This window comes from Coleofasciculus sp. A1-SPW-01, assembly GCF_040217205.1.
Taxonomy (GTDB): domain Bacteria; phylum Cyanobacteriota; class Cyanobacteriia; order Cyanobacteriales; family Coleofasciculaceae; genus Coleofasciculus; species Coleofasciculus chthonoplastes_A.
Genome location: NZ_JAVJNP010000076.1, coordinates 25,909 through 48,224 on the forward strand (window position 1 = coordinate 25,909; position 22,316 = coordinate 48,224).

Annotated in this window: 19 protein-coding genes, 2 pseudogenes and 1 CRISPR repeat array; of the genes and pseudogenes, 10 read left to right on the forward strand and 11 right to left on the reverse strand. The window is 46.9% G+C overall.

Going from position 1 to position 22,316, the window contains the following annotated elements:
• Positions 1–13: 13 nt before the first annotated feature.
• Positions 14–187 carry a hypothetical protein gene (locus RH949_RS11875; protein WP_446353295.1) on the reverse strand — a complete coding sequence of 58 codons (174 nt, stop codon included), beginning with the start codon at positions 185–187 and terminating at the stop codon, positions 14–16.
• A 247-nt stretch (positions 188–434) separates the two neighbouring features.
• Here RH949_RS11875 and RH949_RS11880 point away from each other — a divergent pair, with 247 nt between their 5' ends.
• From RH949_RS11880 to RH949_RS11890, 3 genes are read left to right on the forward strand one after another with little or no spacing between them, the layout of a single operon-like run.
• A complete protein-coding gene (locus RH949_RS11880) occupies positions 435–3,446 on the forward strand; it encodes a CHAT domain-containing protein (protein WP_446353297.1) in 3,012 nt (1,003 codons plus the stop codon).
• Positions 3,447–3,478: 32 nt separating this feature from the next.
• The gene (locus RH949_RS11885; RefSeq protein ID WP_006105476.1) at positions 3,479–3,832 is read left to right on the forward strand and encodes a hypothetical protein; all 354 of its coding nucleotides are present in this window, start codon (positions 3,479–3,481) and stop codon (positions 3,830–3,832) included.
• The gene (locus RH949_RS11890) at positions 3,822–5,297 is read left to right on the forward strand and encodes a hypothetical protein (RefSeq protein WP_446353299.1); all 1,476 of its coding nucleotides are present in this window, start codon (positions 3,822–3,824) and stop codon (positions 5,295–5,297) included. The genes RH949_RS11885 and RH949_RS11890 overlap by 11 nt, the downstream gene beginning before the upstream one ends.
• Positions 5,298–5,363: 66 nt before the next feature.
• Here RH949_RS11890 and RH949_RS11895 read toward each other — a convergent pair whose 3' ends face one another.
• Both RH949_RS11895 and cutA read right to left on the reverse strand, forming a co-directional pair.
• Entirely contained in the window at positions 5,364–6,092 is a 729-nt protein-coding gene (locus tag RH949_RS11895; protein ID WP_446353301.1) for a phosphatase PAP2 family protein, read from the reverse strand.
• A gap of 559 nt (positions 6,093–6,651) precedes the next feature.
• Positions 6,652–6,993, reverse strand: coding sequence for a divalent-cation tolerance protein CutA (gene cutA, locus RH949_RS11900; protein WP_006105373.1), 342 nt, complete (start codon positions 6,991–6,993; stop codon positions 6,652–6,654).
• 72 nt (positions 6,994–7,065) lie between these two features.
• Here cutA and RH949_RS11905 point away from each other — a divergent pair, with 72 nt between their 5' ends.
• The 6 genes from RH949_RS11905 (at position 7,066) to RH949_RS11930 (ending at position 12,224) form a co-directional block, all read left to right on the forward strand.
• Positions 7,066–7,389: a hypothetical protein gene (locus tag RH949_RS11905; protein ID WP_446353303.1), complete on the forward strand. Its 324-nt coding sequence runs from the start codon at positions 7,066–7,068 to the stop codon at positions 7,387–7,389.
• Between the two features lie 99 nt (positions 7,390–7,488).
• A complete protein-coding gene (locus RH949_RS11910) occupies positions 7,489–8,034 on the forward strand; it encodes an RNA 2'-phosphotransferase (protein WP_446353305.1) in 546 nt (181 codons plus the stop codon).
• 37 nt (positions 8,035–8,071) lie between these two features.
• Entirely contained in the window at positions 8,072–9,277 is a 1,206-nt protein-coding gene (locus RH949_RS11915) for an AAA family ATPase (protein WP_006105464.1), read from the forward strand.
• A 39-nt stretch (positions 9,278–9,316) separates the two neighbouring features.
• On the forward strand, positions 9,317–9,595 hold the full coding sequence (locus RH949_RS11920) for a hypothetical protein (RefSeq protein ID WP_446353307.1): 279 nt from the start codon (positions 9,317–9,319) through the stop codon (positions 9,593–9,595).
• A 175-nt stretch (positions 9,596–9,770) separates the two neighbouring features.
• Positions 9,771–10,712: a lysophospholipid acyltransferase family protein gene (locus tag RH949_RS11925; protein ID WP_446353309.1), complete on the forward strand. Its 942-nt coding sequence runs from the start codon at positions 9,771–9,773 to the stop codon at positions 10,710–10,712.
• 105 nt (positions 10,713–10,817) lie between these two features.
• Positions 10,818–12,224, forward strand: coding sequence for an amidase (locus RH949_RS11930; RefSeq protein WP_446353311.1), 1,407 nt, complete (start codon positions 10,818–10,820; stop codon positions 12,222–12,224).
• A gap of 638 nt (positions 12,225–12,862) precedes the next feature.
• Here RH949_RS11930 and RH949_RS11935 read toward each other — a convergent pair.
• Positions 12,863–13,090, reverse strand: a complete 228-nt coding sequence (locus tag RH949_RS11935; protein WP_446353313.1) for a LapA family protein — start codon at positions 13,088–13,090, stop codon at positions 12,863–12,865.
• On the opposite strand from RH949_RS11935, the pseudogene cas2 reads away from it, so the two are divergent.
• Positions 13,088–13,305: pseudogene (gene cas2 / locus RH949_RS11940) on the forward strand (CRISPR-associated endonuclease Cas2); the annotation flags it as partial. The gene RH949_RS11935 and the pseudogene cas2 overlap by 3 nt on opposite strands.
• 1,459 nt (positions 13,306–14,764) lie before the next feature.
• Positions 14,765–15,091: a CRISPR direct-repeat array (repeat unit 37 nt; unit sequence GTCGAAATCCTCTATAATCCCTATCAGGGATTGAAAC).
• A 165-nt stretch (positions 15,092–15,256) separates the two neighbouring features.
• On the opposite strand, the gene RH949_RS11945 reads toward cas2, so the two are convergent.
• The 7 genes and pseudogenes from RH949_RS11945 to RH949_RS11975 form a co-directional block, all read right to left on the reverse strand.
• Complete coding sequence (locus RH949_RS11945; RefSeq protein ID WP_446353315.1) at positions 15,257–16,696, reverse strand: phosphoglucomutase/phosphomannomutase family protein; 1,440 nt, start codon at positions 16,694–16,696, stop codon at positions 15,257–15,259.
• 123 nt (positions 16,697–16,819) lie between these two features.
• Positions 16,820–17,020 carry a hypothetical protein gene (locus tag RH949_RS11950; protein WP_044210598.1) on the reverse strand — a complete coding sequence of 67 codons (201 nt, stop codon included), beginning with the start codon at positions 17,018–17,020 and terminating at the stop codon, positions 16,820–16,822.
• A 26-nt stretch (positions 17,021–17,046) separates the two neighbouring features.
• A pseudogene (locus RH949_RS11955) lies at positions 17,047–17,217 on the reverse strand (FAD-dependent oxidoreductase); the annotation flags it as partial.
• A 144-nt stretch (positions 17,218–17,361) separates the two neighbouring features.
• Positions 17,362–19,845 (reverse strand): ATP-dependent Clp protease ATP-binding subunit, encoded by a 2,484-nt coding sequence (locus RH949_RS11960; protein ID WP_006105478.1) that lies wholly within the window; start codon positions 19,843–19,845, stop codon positions 17,362–17,364.
• A gap of 231 nt (positions 19,846–20,076) precedes the next feature.
• Positions 20,077–20,241, reverse strand: a complete 165-nt coding sequence (locus RH949_RS11965; protein WP_006105383.1) for a hypothetical protein — start codon at positions 20,239–20,241, stop codon at positions 20,077–20,079.
• A gap of 20 nt (positions 20,242–20,261) precedes the next feature.
• Complete coding sequence (locus tag RH949_RS11970) at positions 20,262–21,149, reverse strand: isocitrate lyase/PEP mutase family protein (RefSeq protein ID WP_446353318.1); 888 nt, start codon at positions 21,147–21,149, stop codon at positions 20,262–20,264.
• 133 nt (positions 21,150–21,282) lie between these two features.
• Positions 21,283–21,804 (reverse strand): hypothetical protein, encoded by a 522-nt coding sequence (locus tag RH949_RS11975; protein ID WP_044210604.1) that lies wholly within the window; start codon positions 21,802–21,804, stop codon positions 21,283–21,285.
• Positions 21,805–22,316: the final 512 nt, after the last annotated feature.

The window sequence follows — 22,316 nt, forward strand, 5'->3', positions numbered from 1 at the left end:
CGTAGTAGGCACTTTAGTGCCATAAGCGACTATGTTGTCCCCTCAATCCCTGAGATTTAAGTTTTGCCACCGGGCGCATATCTAAAATAGGGGGTGTAGCAAAATCGGCGTCGGGGTGGATTGAGTCCAATCGGGGTGCAACCGCAAAGATAGTCGTGAAACCCGCTTCTACCCAGTCATCCGCCATGCCATCGAACGACGCGAAGGGTCAAACACTATACCAATTCTCTAGGCGGAACCTCTCTACCCGGTAAGGATTGACTCAGACAATTGCCCCAGTCGCGGCTAATGCGTCATCATAAGAAAATGGCATCAACTGGGGACTTGGCGACTGCATTGCAAAAGGCTTTGGACAATCAACCAGTAAGGGGAAAACGGGGCGTCAGCTTTTTGAGAGGCTGTGGGATGCATCTGAGGAGGGAAACCGGGAGCAGGTGTATCGACTGCTGGAGGAGAATCCTGACACGCTGACGGATAACTTTGCTCAACTGGTGCGCGAAGATGCTGAGTTGAAGCTGAGGAGAGCGAACGAAAGACAGCGAGGAAAGTTGGTAACAAAACTTTCTCAGTTTAGCAAATTTATTTACGAGTTTCCTAGGGGAAACAGAGCAAGTCATATTGAAATTGCGATCGCCTGTTGCCAAGTCTTAACTAAGTTTTCTCCCCGCCGCGCCTTTCCAGTGCAGTGGGCGGCGCTCCAAAATAGTCTGGGTGCTTGCTATAGAAATCGGATACGGGGCGATCGCGCAGAAAATCTCAAGGTGGCGATATCCTACTATGAGGCGGCATTGCAAGTCCGCACCCGCGAGGCGTTTCCGGAATCTTGGGCAAATACCCAAAATAGTCTGGGTATTGCCTATACAGACACCAAGCAATTTACTGAGGCGATCGCAACTTACCAAAACGCCTTAGAAATTTGCACCCGCAAGGCGTTTCCTCAATATTGGGCAATGACTCAAATGAATCTGGGTGTTGCCTATAAAGAAACCAAGCAGTTTGCTGAGGCGATCGCAGCTTACCAAAACGCCTTAGAAATTCGCACCCGCGAGGCTTTTCCGGAATATTGGGCAATGACGCAAAACAATCTGGGTAATGCGTACCGGGACGCCGGACAGAGTGAACTAGCGATTCCCTGTTTACAAGCGGCATTGGAAGTTTGGACTCGTGAGGCGTTTCCGGAAGATTGGGCAATTACTCAATACAATCTAGGGACTGCCTACAGCGACTTGGGACAAATTGACGCCGCAATTACCTATTTCCGCTCATCCCTAGAAATTTTCCAACCCGCCGCTTTTCCTGTTAAATGCCTGAAAGCTGGACGAGATTTCGGTAATACTGCCTTTAATGCCCAGAAATGGCAAACCGCGATTGAGGGTTATGCCGCCGCGATTGAAGCGGTAGAAATTAGCTGTAGTTGGGCAAGTACCAACCAACGACGACAAGAAATCTTAGCAGAGGCGATGGATGTCTATACCCAAATCGTGCAAGCTTGCCTAAATAATCATCAACCCAAATTAGCCCTAGAATACGTCGAGCGCAGCAAAGCCCGCAACCTCGTCCAACTCTTTGCCGATGCGGAGAGTACCCTCCACCCCAAAGGCGATCAACTTGACCGAAACATTCGCCAGCGCATCGAACGCCTGAAAGCCCAAATTACGGATAAACACAAACAACTGGATAATCTGGGGGAAGAGGCGGGATTGAAAGCCAACCCGATGCAGTTTAGATTCAGTGATGAACTCTGGGAGGGAGAAGCCATTGACGAGACTGCCAACCCAACCCCCCAGCCTGCTTTAGATTCCCCTCCCGCCTCCCTTATAGATCCCCCTCCCGTCCCCCTTGTCGATCCCCCTCCCGTCCCCCTTCAAAAGGGGGAAGCCAAAGGATGCTTCGCTTTTGGTTCCATGGGGGAAGATTTTTCTTCACAGGAAAATTCAAAGCCTCTCTCCTCGCAGGAGAGAGGTTTGGAGAGAGGTTTAAAAACGTCCGCCACTGAGGACAGTGAAACTAGCAATCCCAATCAACTGTATGCCCAGCGATTGCGCCAAGAGTTAGCGGAATTACAAGCAAAATTCGATCAGATTCTCGATCAAATCCTGGACGCTGACCCCGCCTACGCCCTCACCCAAGCGGTTCAACCCATCCGTTTTGCGGAGATTATGCACCTGTTAGACGAGAAAACGGCAATCATTGAGTGGTATATTACCGAGGAACGATTCTTTACCTTTGTCATCACCCACAACCAAGAACCCTACGTCTGGCAATCTCAACCCGACGACCTAACCCAGTTAAACCAATGGCAGCAGGACTATCTTAACGACTATCAACACGATAATCGTCAATGGTGCAATGATCTCTCCTCTCGCCTAGAAACACTCGCCCAGATTCTGCATCTCGACCACATTCTGACTCAATCTCCCCTTCCCAAAGACTGTCAGCAACTAATTCTGATTCCCCATCGCTACCTGCACCTATTCCCCCTCCATGCTTTGCCTGTTTTGTCCTCTTCAGTTGACAACCCACAGGATACAGGAAACACCACCGCCGTTCTCCTAGATCAATTCCCTGACGGTGTGCGCTATGCACCCAGTTGCCAACTCCTCCAACTTAGCCAAAAACGCTGTGATGAACCCCAGTTTTCCCAGACAACCGCATCAAAGCATCTATTTGCCATGCAAAACCCGACGGAAGATTTAAACTTCGCCGATGTGGAAGTAGAAGCGATTAGCAGATATTTCCACCCCGCCGATATCCTACCCAGTCAACGCGCCACCAAAGATGTCTGGACTCAAGCCACGACTCAAAACCAGTTACGCTTGGCGAATTTCATCCATTTTTCCGGTCACGCTTATTTTAATTTTGAATCACCCCTGCGTTCTGCCTTAGTATTATCGGGTGCGACTCTATCCGAAAAACTCGAAGCCGATGAAAGTCGCTATATCCAGTCACCCGACAAACAGCAGATTGACCTAGAAAAATGCTTACTCCTCGAAGAGATTTTCGCCCTGGATTTACGTCCCTGTCGTCTCGTCACCCTCTCCGCCTGCGAAACCAGTTTAACTGACCCAAAAAGCCTCAGTGATGAATATATCAGCTTACCCAGTGGTTTCCTGGTGGCGGGAAGTCCCAGCATTGTTGGAAGTCAATGGACAGTCTGCGACGTGGCAACAGCATTTTTGATGATTAAATTTTACCGTAATCTGGTGGGGCAGAGTCAAAACCCCTCTGAACTATCGCCAACACCAATATCTGTCGCCAAAGCCCTGAAAACTGCCCAATCTTGGCTGCGCGATGTAACCAAGGAACAATTGCGAGACTGGTTAAAACCGCTCAATTTAAGCCCAGAACGCCAGCAAGAAGTAGAACGCGAATTAAAGTTATCATTGAACGAACGACCCTTTTCTCAGCCTGCGTATTGGGCTGCATTCTGTGCCATTGGACAATAGAAACCACTCGTTTATTTTAGGACAAGACTCTGATGAACTACGCCCAAATTATCGCCGGATTTCGCGAATTACTGGAAGAATCCAACAATTTTGACCGCCAAGCTTGGCAAGACTTACCCCAGTTAGCCCAAACTCTGGATCAATTCAGTGATGATGACTTTAACCCCGTTGCTGATGCGATTGTTGACTGGTGCGCCGCCCATCAGCCCCTGGGCGAAAATTTACGCATGGTGGCTGTGCGCTGGACACCGCAAAAAGCTAACCCGGCTGACGAAGAAGGAATTAAAAAGAATATCTCGGTGATCCGGGAAACCGTGAAACAGAAAGCCGCCAACCCGCAACCCCCCGCCCCCAATTCTAATCAGACGGTATCGAATGACGACTAAACTCTATGCCCCGAAAGTTTACCTGTTTGCGTTCCATCTTTTCAAGACACCAGATGTTGATGGCAATGTGTCGATAAAAGACCCGGACTTGTTGTGGGATAAATGTCATGATATTTTTGCCAAATTCCATATCAAGGAACAACTAAACCTGCATCCGCCCCAAACTCATAATGATCGGTTTGATTTACTCGATGGTGCAAAACCTAATGATTTTTTCTTGCCAATTCACACCGAACTTTCCTATAAAAACGCCGATTTAAAACTAGAAGGCTTTGCCTATCCCCTACAACTCTATGATAGCTATGGCTTAGGATTAAATCTTGGCTGTCCCGATCCTCCCCTGAACAATGGTCAGAAAATACAGCCCGTCGATTCCTCAGTTTTAGAGGCGTTGAATCCTGATTATTGTTTTCTCCCGGATACCATCCAAAGTTATTTTGGACAAACGGTAATTCTTACAGCTTTGCTAAGCGATAACCAAAAACGCCAAGGCGATAAATTCCTAGAAGACTTAGCCAATGAATGCATCCGAGAATTTGCCTATGACCCGCACAAACGCCCGGAACTTTACCGGAAAGGACAATTATTTGGTAGTCCTATTTTTGAATATGGTTTAATCACCACGCCTGATACCTACCGCCATATTTTAGTTTGGTTATTTTCTGACCCAGTAACGGACACTAAATTCCAAGAAGGCTACCAGTTATTACTTGATTTATTTTTCTACAGAAATAAAGTGATCACCGAATTTCGCCATAGCCGAGACACCTATACCGATGCATATCAAGCCTATAAACACATTCAACACCTGATTCGTCAGACCTTCAACCAACTCCCCCAAACCACCGATACGCTGGATGAAGAGAGTTTAAAGTATCTCAAGGGTCAGTTGAAAGAAATGGCAAAGCAAACGGTCGAATATTCTGACTTGTTACGCGATTTAGAGTCTCGCCGGAACAGTATTGCAATTAATGCGGATAACTATAAAACTAAGCTGCAACTGATTCGCAATAAGTTTACATTAGACAAAGATAAAGATATCAGTTTCTTAGCCAGCTTTTATCGGGAAAATTGTCAAGTCTTTCAAGAACAGATTCAAGGCGACTTAGGTTATTTTGTCCCCGGTGCAAACTTACTCGAGAAAGCCATCTCCTCAATTCGGGGTATTGTTGAAATCGATCAAGCCCAACGCGATCGCATCCGGGAAGACCAAGATAAAACCCGCGAACAAGAAGAAAAAGACCGCGATTATCGCCTAGAACGAACCATCCAAGTTTTGGGTATTGGGTTAGGGACAGGCGGACTGGTGGCGTCCAGTTTTAATCATATTGACAAGCCCCTCTTACCGCCCTTTTCAACTAACAAACCTCACCCTGTTATTTCCACATTCTTCTGGAGTGTTTTAGCCGCCCTACTCGCTGGCTTAGCGACGTGGTGGATTACCAAAAAGAAAACAAAGACGTGATCAATTAGTGATGACAGAATATTAAGCTGAAGCTTTCCAGACGCGCCATGGCGCGTCTCTACATGGTTAAGACGTTTCTGTAGCTGCTTCCTCCTCTTTCTCCAGTCGTCGCTGACTCCGATGGGGTCTAATCACCAAACAGACGCCAACCGCCCAAGCAATGGATGCCATCCAACCTGCAATAATATCACTGGGGTAGTGAACCCCTAAATACATCCGCGTCCAACTAATCGCGATCGCAAAAACGATACCTCCAATCACCGTCACCCAACGCCAACGGGTATTCCAGGTCAAAATTATTAATACAATCGCAAACGTTACGCTTCCCATCGCGTGTCCACTGGGAAACGCAAAATCCGATTCTGGCGCAGGGGATTCCCACAAACTCGGACGTACTCGCTGGAAAGTTAACTTAGCAGCACGATTAATTAGAAGACTACCTAAAAAGGTTATCAGCGCATAGGTGAGGAATCGCCACTGGCGTCGGAATGCCAATAGGAGTACTATCGCCACAGATACAGGAAACACCCCCCAATATGCACCCAAGTTCGTCAGGGTTATCACAAACCCATCGAGTTGAGGGGAAGTTGTTGAGTGAATCGCTAATAAAATTGGCACATCCCAGGGAAAACCCCCTTCCTTTTCCCAAATTTCTTCGGCTAATTCTCCGAAGATTTGCAGGGGGATATAGACACCCAGAAATAATAGAACCAGAGAACGCCAATGTCTGGTTAATAATTTGACCAGAAATTTCCAGAAGGATTGGATACGCTTTGAGAGTTCATAAGTAGACATTAAACAGAACGAAATGTGACGGTGTACAACTTTAAAAAATGGCGACTTCCTCAAAAGTCTGATTATCCCGCATCTGAGGACAAAGGACATAAATTATTTATCCCTCATCCCTATACATTGAAAAATAGGTCAGGGCGGGTTTTGATTCAATGTTATCATCGATGGCGAAACAAAAGTCCCTAAACCCGCCCCTACAACTGGACGGGTTTTGATTCAACGTTATCATCGATGGCGAAACGAAAGTCCCTAAATTCGCCCCTACAACTGGGCGGGTTTTGATTCAACGTTATCATCGATGGCGAAACAAAAGTCCCTAAATTCGCCCCTACAACTGGGCGGGTTTTGATTCAATGTTATCATCGATGGCGAAACGAAAGTCCCTAAATTCGCCCCTACAACTGGGCGGGTTTTGATTCAACGTTATCATCAACGGCGAAACGAAAGTCCCTAAATTCGCCCCTACAACTGGGCGGGTTTTGATTCAACGTTATCATCAACGGCAAAACGAAAGTCCCTAAACCCGCCCCTACCAATTATGGACTATTCCCGAAGCAAAAGGTCACAATTTTTTCACAGATACATTCTCCGAAATCCACTGTAAATAAGCCTCAGATCCAGCAATGATCGGCAAACCAATAATTTCAGGAACGTCGTAACTATGCAACTCCTGAATTTTGGCAGCTAACTGGTCAAATTGAGATAAATCTGTTTTTATCACTAATTGCCACTCTTGGTCACGATTCACCTTTCCATCCCAGGTATAAATCGATTGTACAGGCGTAATACTGACACAAGCTGCCATTCGCGCTTCCACTAAGGATGAAGCGATCGCGTCGGCTTCTTCAGGAGATGTTGCCGTTACTAAGACTACACCATAACTAGAGGTTGATGTCTTTTCCATAGAACCCTTCCTGTGTTCCTACGCCTGGTTCATTGTATCAACTCACCCGAAAAAAACATATAGTTACACGAGATGATCGTGCGATCGCGGAGTATCTATATCAGAAGTCGGAATAGTACCTCCTGGATAACTCATCCTTTAGCAGGTGGCGTTAATTCCACGTTTTCTGCTAACGAAACAGGCGTTCCTCATTTCCTCTTCTCTCTGACTAAGGGAATTCTCAAAAGCATTATGCTGTTGGCAAAAGCCTGTAACCTCAGAAAACGCCAAACCTGTTACCGCTACGGTTTAAGCGGCGCGAGAATGGATTCAATTGCGACAGAAGAGTTAACAGGTAGACAATTTTTAGTAATTGTAGTATTGTATAATACAAGCGACCATAGTCCTCACCCCTGAGTGTGAACCCATTGATCTGACTCAGACTCAAGCCAACGTTATCCAACCATTGTTTAGGGTTAACGAAACCCTTCTTAAAAGCTATTGATTCAATCAACCATGAACTCTACCCGCCTGGTTAAAATTAGTAAATATCTGAGTAAACATCTGCGGCATCAACCCGAACGGATTGGGTTAACCTTAGAACCAGGGGGCTGGGTCAACGTTGATCAACTGCTATCCGCCTGTAAACACTATTCCTTTCCCCTTACTCTCAATGAACTTAAAGAAGTCGTTGCCAAAAATGATAAACAACGCTTTTCCTTTGATGGGACAGAAACACGGATTCGCGCCAATCAAGGGCATAGTGTCACGGTTGATTTACAGTTAGAACCAACCCTTCCACCAGAGGTACTCTACCACGGTACAGGTCACAAAACTGTTGAATCGATTCGGCGTCAAGGCTTATGCAAAATGTCACGGCATCACGTCCACTTATCCCAGGATATCGCCACCGCCAAAAAAGTAGGACAGCGTCATGGTCGCCCCGTCATTTTTGCCATTGATGCTAAAGCCATGTCCGAGAACGGTCATACATTCTACTGTTCCGAAAATGGCGTGTGGTTAGTGGATTCTGTTCCCCCTAACTATCTACAACAACTCTAATTCACCAAGAGTCTCAAACGCAGCAGGAAAAATAGCGATGACTTCAGAAAAAGTTTGGCATCAAGACAATCCTCATCAGAACAATCGGCAAGCGAAAGGACTATTAGGCTTAGGCTGGCGTCCTTTATCCCGGCAGTTTGCTTGGGATTTTGTTTGGCATTTGCTGCAAAATGATACATCAGAGTTATTGCAAAAGGGTCTAGATTTTACCAGTGATGTCGCTGATGCATTAGGGCGAAATCACTATAATATATTCGCCAATGTTTTGAGCTTATTTTCCGAAAACATGCGTTATGAGTGGGATGAGTTCTGGGAGTATATTACCCCTGACCCACCAACGCCTAATCATTGCCAGCGGGAGACGATATTTGTCAATACACCCGTCACCCAAACGGTTACCCGTGAGAGTATTCCAATTGAGTATGTCCTGAATCGACTACAAGAAGTCACTTTATTTAAAGTGTTGGATATTCTCGGCAGTCCCGATTTAATTACTCAAGATTATATGGATCGCCGCTTTTATTATCCTCTAGAAAAGTTCGCTAATTGGCAACGCTTAGACGTGTTTGGTACAGTCTATGGCTACTGGTCGAATCCAGAGATTTGGTTACAAATTACTAACCAGGGTCAAGGACGGCGCTGCTACAGTTTAATGGCGGATGAGATTCGCCCTTTAGTAAATAAAGCCACGTATAATGTCGCTGTGATGCTGAGTGGCTATCAAAGTCGAGTGGGACAGGTTCACAGTCAGTTTCAGATTAGAGACTTTCCCAGTGATATTCAACGGTTTACGGATACCGTTCAGCAGTCAATTCTGGATCAAAACCAGTTAGCGATTGTGGTGCATGGTGAACCGGGAACTGGGAAAACGGTATGGACACAAGCGCTGGCAAAAGAAGTTCTTGTACCGTTAGGGTATACGATTTTTATTCTGGATCATGATGCGGTAGAAAATTTTGTACCGCCGAGTTATTTGGAACGAGTTGCGCTAATTATTAACGAAGCGGATAACCTAGCCAAAAATCGAGCTAGTGAAGTGGCGCAATGGAATAATAAAACGGAGCATATTCTCAGTTTGCTAGATGGAACGTTGTATCAGAGTGTGATTGATGACACCGGGATTAAAGCGCAGCAAAAATTAGTGGTTTTAATGACTTGTAATACCACAGAACGATTCGATCCGGCGATGTTACGTAAAGGGCGAGTGGATTTGACCTACGAGTTTATGCATCGATTTGTCTAAGGCTGAGTAGATTTGACGATAAGCTGTCATGCATTTAAATTGGGTATTAGTAGCGAGCAAGATGCTCAATCTAGCGAGCAAGATGCTCAATTTAGCGAGCAAGATGCTCAATTTAGCGAGCAAGATGCTCAATTTAGCGAGCAAGATGCTCAATTTAGCGAGCAAGATGCTCAATTTAGCGAGCAAGATGCTCGCACTACGGCAAGGATTTCGCCATTATTGACATTAAGGTTTAAATGCCGAACAGTTTATAATAACCTGAAAAAACTGGTATATAATGGTATGCCAGTTTTTGAATTGTCTATACTACCGTTGTGACTTGAACTGTTGCGACTCCAAGCCATTCAGGATGGTGTAATCAAAGCAACGAAGTGGAGATGGTGACAAAGGAAAAACTGGGCTATTGCATTTCCTATCGAGGACAGACGTTATCAAAGATGAATGATGAAGTCTATTCCGGCTACCTCGGTGTTCCCTGTTTCCCTAATTGCCTATGAGTTCCTCCGTAGAGAATCAGCAAACCCAACAAACCCCACCGCCACCCCTGACACCTGCAATGATTCAACGGGTGAAAGAAGGATTAAGTGCAGCCCGCGATCGCAGAGTGCGTAATGCTGTCGAAAATGCTAGAAATAATCTGGACGCGATCGCGAATGGGGAGTCAGATCAGCGAGTCAGGGGAAAAGTAAGGCGTTTCATTCTGCGATCGTTCATTCATCTGCTGTTCCCCGTGCGAATCGAAAACCCGGAACATATCCCCACTCAACCTGCATTACTCGCCGCCAACCATCTCAATCACATTGATCCATTATTGATTCTCGCCGAAGTCCCCGGACATCCCTACTACTATACTCCGGCTGATGCTCGTACTCTCTATAACCATTGGTGGAAACGCCGGATTTTGGGTTGGGCTGGGGGTGTCATTCCCCTAGAACGGCGCTGGAAAGAAGAAAAAGCGGTTATTGAAGCCGCCCAAGCAGGGCGTGAAGATTTAGCCGACTTAGCCGCCGCCATTGAAGAGGATGTACCCAGCAACGCCGGATTAGGTACGATGCGACAGCTAGAACGGGCAGTAAAAGCAATTTTTGCCCGTGGGGATGGCGTTTTAATCTTTCCAGAGGGGAGACTGGGTGAGGTTGAAGGTGAATTACAATTACCCTTAGCGCGAGGTGGGATTATGTATGCGTTGCGGACGGGCGTACCCATTGTACCCCTAGCCTTGATTGGCACTCATGACCTTTATTTTCGCAAGCGATTAACCCTGCGATTTGGCGAACCTTTGCACTTTCCTCAATCCAAACGCCCCAAACCGAAGGAAGTCCAAAAGGCGATGGAAACGTTAGAAGAGGGGCTGATTAAACTATTACCGAATAATTATCAAGAACCCAACCAACCTAAACCTCTGCGTCATTGGCTCAATTGCCTATTGTTATAGGGTTTCACGACTATCGTTTGAAATGGTGCGTTACGCTTTGCTAACGCACCCTACACCCGCTAAACCTACCTCGACAGACAGCAAGCAGTCTTCAACAAATGACAAATGACTAACACTGATTTAGCCTTCACACCTGCCTTAGAACAAGCGCAATTAATTCGCCAAGGTCAAGTATCTCCCTTAGAATTAGTTGAACTGTATTTAGCCCGCATTCAACAGTTTAATCCTCAATTAGGCAGTTATTTTAGTGTCGCCACTGATATGGCGCTAGCGGATGCCAAAGCCAAGACTGAACAGTTGACGCAGGTAAGAGATAGTGCCGAACTGCCCCCTTTTTTTGGCGTACCCATTGCTATAAAAGACCTCACCGCTGTCCAGGGATTGCCTTGTAGCTACGGCACACCCATTCTCAAAGATAAAATAGCGCCCTATGATGATGGCGTCGTCGCCCGGATCAAACAAGCCGGATTCGTCATTTTAGGCAAAACAGCTACCTCAGAAGTGGGTTCTCTTCCCTACACAGAACCCCCAGGATTTCCTCCCGCCCGTAATCCCTGGAATTTAGAATACACCCCAGGCGGATCAAGTGGGGGGTCTGCTGCGGCTGTCGCTGCTGGATTATGCCCGATCGCCCAAGGTTCTGATGGGGGCGGTTCAGTGCGTGGACCTGCCTCCTGCTGCGGCGTGGTGGGCATTAAACCCGCACGGGGTCGAGTATCCTTTGCCCCGGTAGGCGATCGCCAAAATGGAATTGCAACGAATGGTTCTTTAGCCCGCACGGTTGCGGATGCGGCGGCGTTGCTGGATGTAATGTCAGGCTATATTCCCGGTGATCCCTATTGGTTACCGGAACCAGAGGTATCGTTTCTGGAAGCTACTCGTCAACCGCTAGGTCAATTGCGAATTGCTTTTTCTACAGCAATACCCCCTCTAGGGGATGCCGCAGAGGTTTGTCAGCAGGCGGTGCATGAAACGGCGCGACGCTTGGAAGAGATGGGGCATCAGGTGGAACCGGGTTGTCCCGATTTTAGGGCTTTAATTGAACCCTTTCAAAAGGTGTGGCAAGCCGGGGTAACAGCGACAGGGATTCCCGTGGCGGCGTTAAGTCCGATGAATCAATGGATTGCTGCCCAATCGGGTTCGGCTGGGGAGTATTTGCAAGCCGTTGCCCAGATGCAGATTATATCGCGACAGATTGTCGGATTTTTTGAGAATTTTCAGGTGCTGGTACTTCCGGTGTATATGCACCCAACGATTCGGGTGGGGGAATGGGCGGATTTGAGTCCAGAGGAAACGTTGCAAAATATTATTCGTTGGATTGCGCCTTGTCCCCCATTTAATGCCAGTGGATTACCCGCGATCGCACTTCCGACGGGATTTGATTCAAGGGGTTTACCTGTGGGGGTTCAGCTTGTAGGACGCCCTGCGGCTGAAGCGACGCTGATTGCCTTGGCGACTCGGTTAGAAGCAACAAATCCGGGGATTCACCAGCGTCCAGCGTTGGTGGCGTAAAGAATTATAAACCTTGCAATCCCCATACTATCGTTGGTTATTCCAATTTCCCATGTAGGGGCGGGTTTAGGGACAAAATTAATGAAGTCACCAATCACCTTTCTACAAAACCCGCCCTGCCTCACCCTATCACCCCGACATTTTTGATATGCGATCGCGGTTGGGAATTCAGGGGGTTTTGTTGTTCCGTTATCGGTGAGATAGGGCGGGTTTTGTTGTTCCGTTATTGGTGAGATAGGGCGGGTTTTGTTGTTCCGTTATCGGTGAGATAGGGCGGGTTTTGTTGTTCCGTTATCGGTGAGATAGGGCGGGTTTTGTTGTTCCGTTATTGGTGAGATAGGGCGGGTTTTGTTGTTCCGTTATTGGTGAGATAGGGCGGGTTTTGTTGTTCCGTTATTGGTGAATAGCTGAATTTATTCCCTAAACCCGCCCCTACAATTGATTTCCTAAACCCGCCCCTACAATTGATTCCCTAAACCCGCCCCTACAATTGATTCCCTAAACCTGCCCCTACAGATTACCTAAAAAGAAAACGGCACCGTACTAAGTTTTGTAAACAAACCTCAAACCCTTACAAATGACATAAGACGAATGACGAATGACTATCTTCACCGTTCACGTTAATTATGTCCACCTACTTATAATCGCCTTCTGCCTTCAATGTGCCACACCCAGGGAATAATTGCCCCAACAATCACGCCTATTCCCACGCTAAACGCCAAGACAATTCCCACAGGGAGTTTAATGGACTCAACATTGAGAAATCTCAGGGATACAAGTGTGGCGTTTTGTACCGATAAGATGGCAATTGCGGCAATCCAAGCGGCGACAATCACAGATGTGAGTAGATTAGTTAAGGCTTTCATCTCAAGCTTAGGTCTTCAGGGCAGTGGATGCAGTATAGTGTATATGAATGCAGTTTGACGATATCCAGTATGCTAAGTGGCGATCGCATCTGGGCAAAGTTATTAAGCTAGACCAGGATAGCATTCGGTCTTACTGCCTCTGGGGGTGTTGTCAATGGAAGGTTGAGCGCATCGGTGGTGAAGTTATTCGGGATGATTCGATTTTTTGGGCTTAAATCCGAGAAGGGATAGGTGTTTTCAAAGGCTGTGGTGATTTTGCGGCTGTATCCCTTATGGGTTCTGGCTTTGAGTACACTAGCAGAAAAATGAGGGTCTCGGAAATCGTGAAACGTTTACTGGTACTGGATTCTGGATGTTTTTTTTAGATGCTTCTTGTCTGCTGAAGTCTGAAATGGTATATTAAAGAGAGTCTCTCGGAACTGAACCTTGAAAACTATATACAGCAAGCGTTTCAGAGGTCGGCAGTCGAAATCCTCTATAATCCCTATCAGGGATTGGGGCGACTCGTTCACCTATAACTATTAGATTTTGCGCTAAAAAAAAATACTAATAGGAAAAGGTGGCAAGGTGCAGCCCTAGTTTAACTAAAATTGCACCTTGACAACTAAGTAATCTATGTGGGTTAAATTCCCATCCCCTTAGCATCGGGGTGAATCCATCTCCTACCTTAAACAAGATAGCAACTTGTCCTGGAACAGCTTAGGAGAAAACCGGATAAGCTGGTAGCCTCAACTGGTGAAGCTGGGAGGGAAGATGCTCAAGGTTAACGTAAAGTAAATTGAGTAAGACCCGTCGTTAGATAGGAGCCAAAGAAAGAGGCTGTTTACGGGAATTCTCTCCCGAAAGGGGAGAAAACCTAGATTCTTTCTGTAAAGGAACGGTGGTAACAAAGGAGGGGGATAACAGTGACCAGCCCCAAAGGGACAGCGACTGGTATCCATATTATCCTTTGTCTATCTCCATACTTGGTGCAATGGGTAAAGAGCTTGTTGGGTGCAATCCACCAACAAGAGATGTTGTCGATAATTACCCCGGCGGATACTCGGAACCTAAAGGTATCAAGAAATAGCTACTTGGAACGAGGTAAATCATCAGGTTCTCTTGCTGGATAATTCTGGTTAGAGGTGATAGGTTAAACCGCAAATCCATCCACAGGAAACATGAGCTGTTATTGAAACAAGATAACATAACTTGTTTACCTGATTGGATAAGGAAATCCGGGAACAAGTAGGGTGAGCTAACTCCGGATGAACCTGATTGAATACGATGTCATAAGAAGCAAAAGCTTAAGGTAATGCTTAAGATAAGCTGACGTATGGCAGTCACTGCCTTGGTCACGACTGAGTAAGTTCTTAAAATGCCCAAAACGTAGGAGGCAATAACTAACTAACCAGTAGGCGCTGGTTCAACAAATGCCCTCGCACAAATCTCCGATAAGGGGCAGCGAAAATGGTTAAAACCTCAGAACGTGGGATAAAAAGGGACAACAAAAGCGTTAAATAGACCAGACCCCCAACTGGAAACGGGAAAGGGTTCCACTAATTATCGGAGGCACACTAGGAGCCGAATGCTTGGAAACTTGCTCGTTCGGTTTTGAATGGGAGCTGAGAAAGATAAATCTTTCCTTCGACCCTATGAAACGTTCTAGAAAACTATAGATCAAGTCTATTTCTTGTCGAAATCCTCTATAATCCCTATCAGGGATTGAAACATTTTCCGGTATCTTTCCCCTGGCGAACTTCCGCAAGGGTCGAAATCCTCTATAATCCCTATCAGGGATTGAAACTCAGTATTGAGCTGATTCACGCTTCCCAAAATCGAGTCGAAATCCTCTATAATCCCTATCAGGGATTGAAACATCGAAGTCGGGGATGGAGCGGAAGGCTTAGATGTCGAAATCCTCTATAATCCCTATCAGGGATTGAAACTACGTAAACACCAGGGTATTAGATCCAGACACTGGCGTCGAAATCCTCTATAATCCCTATCAGGGATTGAAACAACTTAATTTCAGATTCTTGCTTTACAATTTCAGTGTTGAAATCTTCTGTAATCCAGTCCGCGCAGGCGGACTTTGTTTGTGTAGCAGCGATTTCAATCGCCTCCTCTTGCTGTGTAGAGACGTTGCATGCAACGTCTCTACAACCCTGATTCAGCAAGCTTTAGTTATACCGTTGCTGGTTCCATCTGCTGAATCATCTGCTTCATCGCCTCTGCAATTTGATTTTGCTTTTCGGGAGAATCCGCTTCCATATACACCCGCATCAGAGGTTCGGTACCGGAGGGACGCAATAACACCCAACTTCCTTCTGATAAATAGAGTTTAATCCCGTCTTTGCGCCCCACTTCTTTAACTTTAATCCCAGCCACTTCTTTAGGAGGATTTTTGGTACAAGTGTCTAGAACAGCAGCTTTATGATCCTCGTCTAAATGCAAATCTAGACGCTGATTATAAACTGGACCATCAGCTTCTTTGATTGCTTCTTCGACTAACTGACTGAGGGGTTTACCTTCGTATGCAATGGCTTCAGCCACCAGCATATTGGCTAAAATCCCGTCTTTTTCCGGAATATGTCCAATCACACTCAATCCGCCGGATTCTTCACCGCCAATCAGCACCTCGGTTTCCCGCATTTTCTGACCAATGTATTTGAAACCGACGGCTGTCTCGTAAGTTTCTAGACCATGTTTTACGGCAAAGTTATCCAATAGGTGAGTTGTGGCAACGGTACGGACGATCGCACCTTTTTTACCTTTATTCTTAATCAGGTGACGTGCCAGTAACAATAGCACAGTATTGGGGGTTAGCACATTCCCCTGCTCATCTACGATACCAAAGCGATCGCTATCTCCATCAGTGGCTAGACCTAAATCCGCCTGATCTCGCGTCACGGCTTCTCTTAACCCCACCAGATACTCGCCTTTTGGTTCGGGCATTCCGCCACCAAATAAGACATCGCGGGTAGTGTTAAAGCTTTCCGTCTGACAGCCGCAGTGTTCCAGAACATCATCCAGATAACCGCGAGAGGTGGAATAGAGAGCGTCGTATTTTACGTTGAGTTGCGCCCGCCGAATCCGTTCTACGTCTAGTAGCGTGTAAATAAACTGTAAATAATCCGGTTTCGGATCAAAGGTAGAAATTTTATCACCCGACTTACCACTCGGCGGCGCATCATCGGCACCAGCAATATTGGAAACAATCGTATCCGTAATTTCCGGGGTAGCAGGACCTGCATAATCCGGAATATATTTAATCCCGCAATAGGCAGCGGGATTGTGGGATGCTGTAAACATCAGCGCTCCGGCTGAGTTGAGTTGACGCGCTTGATAAGCAATCACTGGCGTCGGACAATCCCGGTTGACAATTTTTACCGTCCAGCCCAAATCTGCCAAAACCTCAGCAGCGGTGCGGGCAAACTCATCAGCCAAGAAGCGGGTATCGTAGGCTACCAAGACGGGGCGGTCTTTGCCGTAGGCTGTATCCAGATAATTCGCGATCGCACGAGTTACCTTACAGACATTGGCGAAGGTAAAATCATCAGCGATGATTCCCCGCCAGCCATCGGTACCGAATTTTATTTTTTTAGCGCTATTTGTTGCACTCATTTGGGCTACTTTGCTCTTGATTTTCCTCAATTATAGGGGGATGAGTCTTGTCATTTGTAATTTGTCTGAGTGTACCAATGTGTGCCTGAATACAATTTGCCGAAAATAGAATTGGCTTCCCCATTAATCCCGCGTGAGAACCTCTTCTCCAATCGTGGGATGGATACAAATCGTCGCATCTAGCTCTTGCTTGTTGATACCCTGGCGAATCGCCACGGCGAGAAAGCCCTTTTGCACAGACATACGGATATCCTGATCAAACCCAGGTAAGATTGACTCTTCGACATCCATCAGCGTGACCTCAGATCCCAAAGCATCCATCATACTGGCAAATTCTACACCAATATAGCCGCCGCATAAACCATTAATTTTTTGGGAATGCAGCCGCGATTGACACAAGTACCACCCAGGGATTCTTTTTCCACCACAGCCACGTTGATATCGTAAGCAGCGGCTCGTTTCGCTGCTGCTAGTCCGCCAGACCCTGCACCAATGATTAAGAGTTCGTAATTATAAGACATATTACGGAACAACAAAACCCGCCATCCTCACCAATAAATGCAAAACAAAACCCGCCCTAATTAATCTGAATTCTCACAAAAAAAGACGTAGCATGTTACGTCTAGAACAAGTTACATGCTACGTCTGGAAGAGGTTGCTAAATTTTAACCAACAGGTTGCAACAATCGCGCTGGCGATTCACCCGGTAAAACCTTCACCTCACCATTCTCATCTACATCAACCACAGCGGTTTCTCCCTCCAGAATCTCACTCGCTAACATGGCTTCAGCTAAACTATCTTCTAATAGCCGCATAATCGTCCGACGTAAAGGTCGCGCCCCATAACTGGGATCATACCCTTCTTCGACTAAACGATCTTTGAACCGTTCGGTCACTTCTAGGGTAATTCCCTGTTCAACTAAGCGAGTTGAAACTTCTACCAGGAGGAGATCAGCAATTTGCTTAATCTCATCTCGGTTTAACTGACGGAAGACGATAATATCGTCAAGGCGATTGAGGAATTCTGGACGGAAATAATCCTTGAGTTCATCATTTACACGGCTACGAATCCGGTTATATTGAGACTCAGCCAGATTATCTGAGTCTTCAAATCCGAAACCACCGCCACCTTTTTCAATCACCCGCGAACCGATGTTCGAGGTCATGATAATCAGGGTGTTCTTGAAGTCTACGGTACGACCCTTGGCATCTGTCAACCGACCATCATCCAACAGTTGTAAGAGACTATTGAAGACATCGGGGTGTGCTTTCTCGATTTCGTCAAACAGGAGTACCGTGTAGGGTTGACGCCGGACGGCTTCTGTGAGTTGACCGCCTTCGTCATAGCCGACAAATCCGGGAGGCGAACCGATTAGCTTAGAGACGGTGTGCGGGTCCATGTATTCGGACATATCCAAGCGAATCATCGCCTCTTCTGACCCGAAGAAGTAAGCCGCTAACGCTTTCGCCAGTTCCGTCTTACCCACTCCCGTCGGTCCAGAGAAGATAAAGCTAGCGATGGGTCGATTCGGGTCTTTTAACCCCACCCGCGCCCGTCGAATCGCTTTGGAGACGGCTGTAACGGCTTCTTCTTGACCAATTAAGCGTTGGTGCAAGGTATCTTCTATATGTAGCAGCAGGGCTGATTCAGATTCGGTCAGCTTGTTGACGGGTACACCTGTCCAGGAGGAGACAATGTGGGCAATATCTTCCTCATTCACCAGAGGTGTCTGTACGGGGGTATCTTCATCGGTTTCCGCTTGCAGAATCGCTTGTAGCTGCGTTTCCAGTTCCTGTTCGCGATCGCGCAATTGGGCGGCTTTCTCAAAGTCTTGGAGACGAACAGCTTCTTCTTTTTCTTTGGTCACCTGACGCATTTGACGCTTGATGTCTCGTGTCGCGGGAGACGGCTGACAATGAATCAGATGCACACGGCTTCCGGCTTCGTCAATCAAGTCAATGGCTTTGTCCGGTAAGAAGCGATCGCTAATATAACGATCGGACAGTTTCGCCGCTGCATCTAACGCATGATCAGAGATTTCGACTCGGTGATGTTGCTCATAAGCATCCCGCAACCCCTGCAAAATTTCAATGGTTTCCTCAACCGAGGGTTCACCCACCATAATCGGTTGGAAACGGCGTTCTAGGGCGGCGTCTCGCTCAATATGCTTGCGGTATTCATCCAACGTTGTCGCCCCGACACACTGGAGTTCGCCTCGTGCTAAAGCGGGTTTGAGGATATTTGCTGCATCTAATCCGCCTTCTAGCGCCCCAGCACCGACTAAGGTATGGATTTCGTCAATCACCAGGATAATATTTCCGGCTTCACGCACTTCCGCCATTATATTCTTGATGCGTTCCTCGAAGTCACCCCGGAAGCGAGTACCGGAAATCAGTGATCCAATATCCAGGCTGATTACCTGCTTATTTTCCAACAGTTCTGGCACCTGACTATCGGAAATCCGTTGCGCCAATCCTTCTGCGATCGCGGTTTTACCCACGCCAGGTTCTCCCAATAATACGGGATTATTCTTGGTTCGGCGTCCTAAAATCTGGATAATCCGTTCGATTTCCTTGACACGACCCACCACAGGGTCTAACTTACCTTCTGAGGCTAACTGGGTCAGATTCCTGCCAAATTCTTCCAAGGTGGCGGACTTTGATGTGCGACCCATCATTGAAGTACCCGGTCCTCTAGCGGTTGCAGCAGCAGCCACTTCACCGATGGCTTGAATCAGCTTAGTGCGGGCGGTGGATGGGTTGACGCCTAAACTTTGTAACACTTTACCCGCAACGCTGTCGGTGTCTTGGAGGATGGCAAGTAACAAATGTTCTGGACCGATATAATTATGTCCCAGTTGTCGAGCTTCTTTGAAGGATTGCTCAAACAGGCGTTTAGCTTTAGGTGTGAAGGGAATTTCAGCCGGAACAAACCCAGATCCGCGACCAATGATTTTCTCGACGACTTTCCGGGTTGATTCCAGGGTGACATCCATCTCTTTCAGGACAATCGCCGCGACACTGGTTCCTTCTCGCAGCAATCCCAAGAGAATTTGCTCTGTTCCCACGAGGTTATGTCCCAGGCGACGGGCTTCCTCTTGAGCGAGCATAATGGATTTGATAGCTCTGTCTGTAAAATGTTCAAACATGGTTGGTTTCCTTTGCCGAGCGGTATATGATTGGCTGAAGGGGTAAACGATTTACCCTTATTTGTAAATTTTTATGTACTTTCTACTAACACTTTACCTCTGTATGATGGACTCTATCAGTGGGCAGAACCGTAATGGTTAGGTGTAGTTGCCGTCTACAGGGGATTTCAGGGGATTCCGGTTAAGTTTTGAAGATGGCGTCCCTTTCTACCCATGTATACTGACATTCTTCTATTGGTCAACCGGATCAATCAGGGAAGCCGGGGGAGCTGGGGGAGCAATGTAGAGACGTGCCATGGCACGTCTGGAAGCTGGGGAAGCTGAGGGAGAAAGCTTATCCGAGCAGTATTGCCTCTCGCCTGACCAAGTGCAATAATGTTCAATTAACTTCCCCATCACTTCATCACCCCATCATCTCATCCCGTTTCCCCCGGTGGTGATGCGTCTGATACAGTGAACTGCTGTTCGAGTTGGCGATAGTGCGGTACGTCAATAAGCTGCTCAAATTCTGGGAAGGAGACGAGATTGGAAAAGCCTGCGGTAGTCCCTTGTTGGCGCAAATGACTCAAACAGTCCATCATGGCTTTAGTCGCGGCAAATAAGCCAGAGAGGGGATAAACAACGATTTTGAAGCCTAACGCCTGTAGTTTTTGACCCGACAGCACCGGAGTTTTGCCCCCTTCTATCATATTGGCAAACAGAGGCACATTAGGAAGTGCTGATGCGATCGCCTGTAAATCTTCAAGAGACTGGGGGGCTTCTATAAAGATGATATCTGCCCCAGCTTCATAATAGGCACGTCCGCGATTAATCGCTTCGTCGAGTCCCAAGGGCGCACGGGCGTCAGTACGGGCAATAATCACTAATTCACTTTTACCACGGGCGTGAACAGCGGCGCGGATTTTCTGGATATGATCGGCGGCGGGAATTACTCGTTTTCCGGCAAAATGACCGCATTTCTTGGGCAACTCTTGATCTTCTAAGATAATTCCGGCAATACCGAGTCTAACGATATCGGTGACGGTACGAATGACATTGAGGGGATTTCCGTACCCGGTATCAATATCAGCGATAAGGGGAATGGTGACGGATTCAGCAATTTTTCCGGCGCTATTCAGCATTTCGGTAGCGGTGAGAAAACCGTAATCGGGTTTACCGAGAGTGGAACCGGAAATGCCAAAGCCACTGGTAAAGATAGCTTCAAAGCCAATTCTTTCGGCGAGTTTGGCGCTGATGCAATCATAGACGCCGGGAAGAATTAGGGTTTCGGGTTGTTGGAGGAGTTGGCGAAATTTTTGGGTCATTTGTCATTCGTCATTCGTCATTTGTCATTTGGTAGGGGCTGGTTTTGCAGCTAAGCTAGGGATAGCCATCAATATTATTCCCTAAACCCGCCCCTACACACAGACGTGTCATGGCATATCTCCCTCATCTCCCTCAATCCGACTGTTTAACCACTTGCTTTAATCCTTTCTTCCAATCGGCGGCTCTCTGGGCGTTGGGATAGGTGCCAATTAGCTCTCTTAATTCGGTTTGGTGTTTCTGTTTCAGTTCGGATTTAGTGCGATTTCCCAGAAGACAGATGGCACGTTGTAGGCTATCTTTATCGCCAGGAACTTTTGGCGGTAAGTCTACCGGAAAGGTGGGATGGGGTTTTTGGGACGATGATTTGATGCTGGTTATAGCAGGTAAATTGGCGGGGAGAGGGGAAAGATCAACAGGATTAATATAACCATACCCGCCTTTTTTGTCGGTGAAACAAAGTCGAGGAATTCCTTTGCGTTGGGTTCCATCCAGTCTGCCAATTCTACCTCTGTATTTGTGTTTTTTGGAATTGGCGGGATCAACAATACACATATCACCGGGATACAAGATATGGTTCTCGGTGGTGGTTCTGCCGTTATCGGAGCTTCCGGTACAGTGTTTTCCGTGGTTGAGATAAACTGTAACTTGCTTCATGTCACTGATGATAGACGTAGCCTGCTGCGTCTCTACATAATCTACGACGTATGAATCAGGGCGGGTTTTGTGGTTTAGTTTTTGGGAACCAGTTGGTAACCAGCTAGGGCGGGTTTTGTTGTTCAGTTTTTGATGCCAAGTAGTTTGAGTGGCTAAACCATCCGTGTCAACTTAAGGTAGAAAATCCATGCTGGTAAGGTTTTAAGCTGTGTCTATCTACTTCTCGACATTTCCCCCTCATCCCCTAACCCCAACTCCGGACCGTGGGGAGAAGGGGAATCGGATTCTCTTGCTCCCCTCTCCCCTGCCATAAAAGCGAAGCATCCTTAGTCATCCCCCCTCTTGTAGGGGGGAACGAGGGGGGTTGGGAGAGCTCACAAGGGTAGGTTTTTTAAGATTGCGGTTCAGGTTAGACTTGGAAGACAGGTAGACCATCACTTCGACTTCGCTCAGCGACCGTAGACAAGGAAGAGTGAGAACGAAAAATAGGGCGTTTCGGCTTTTAGAAGTTA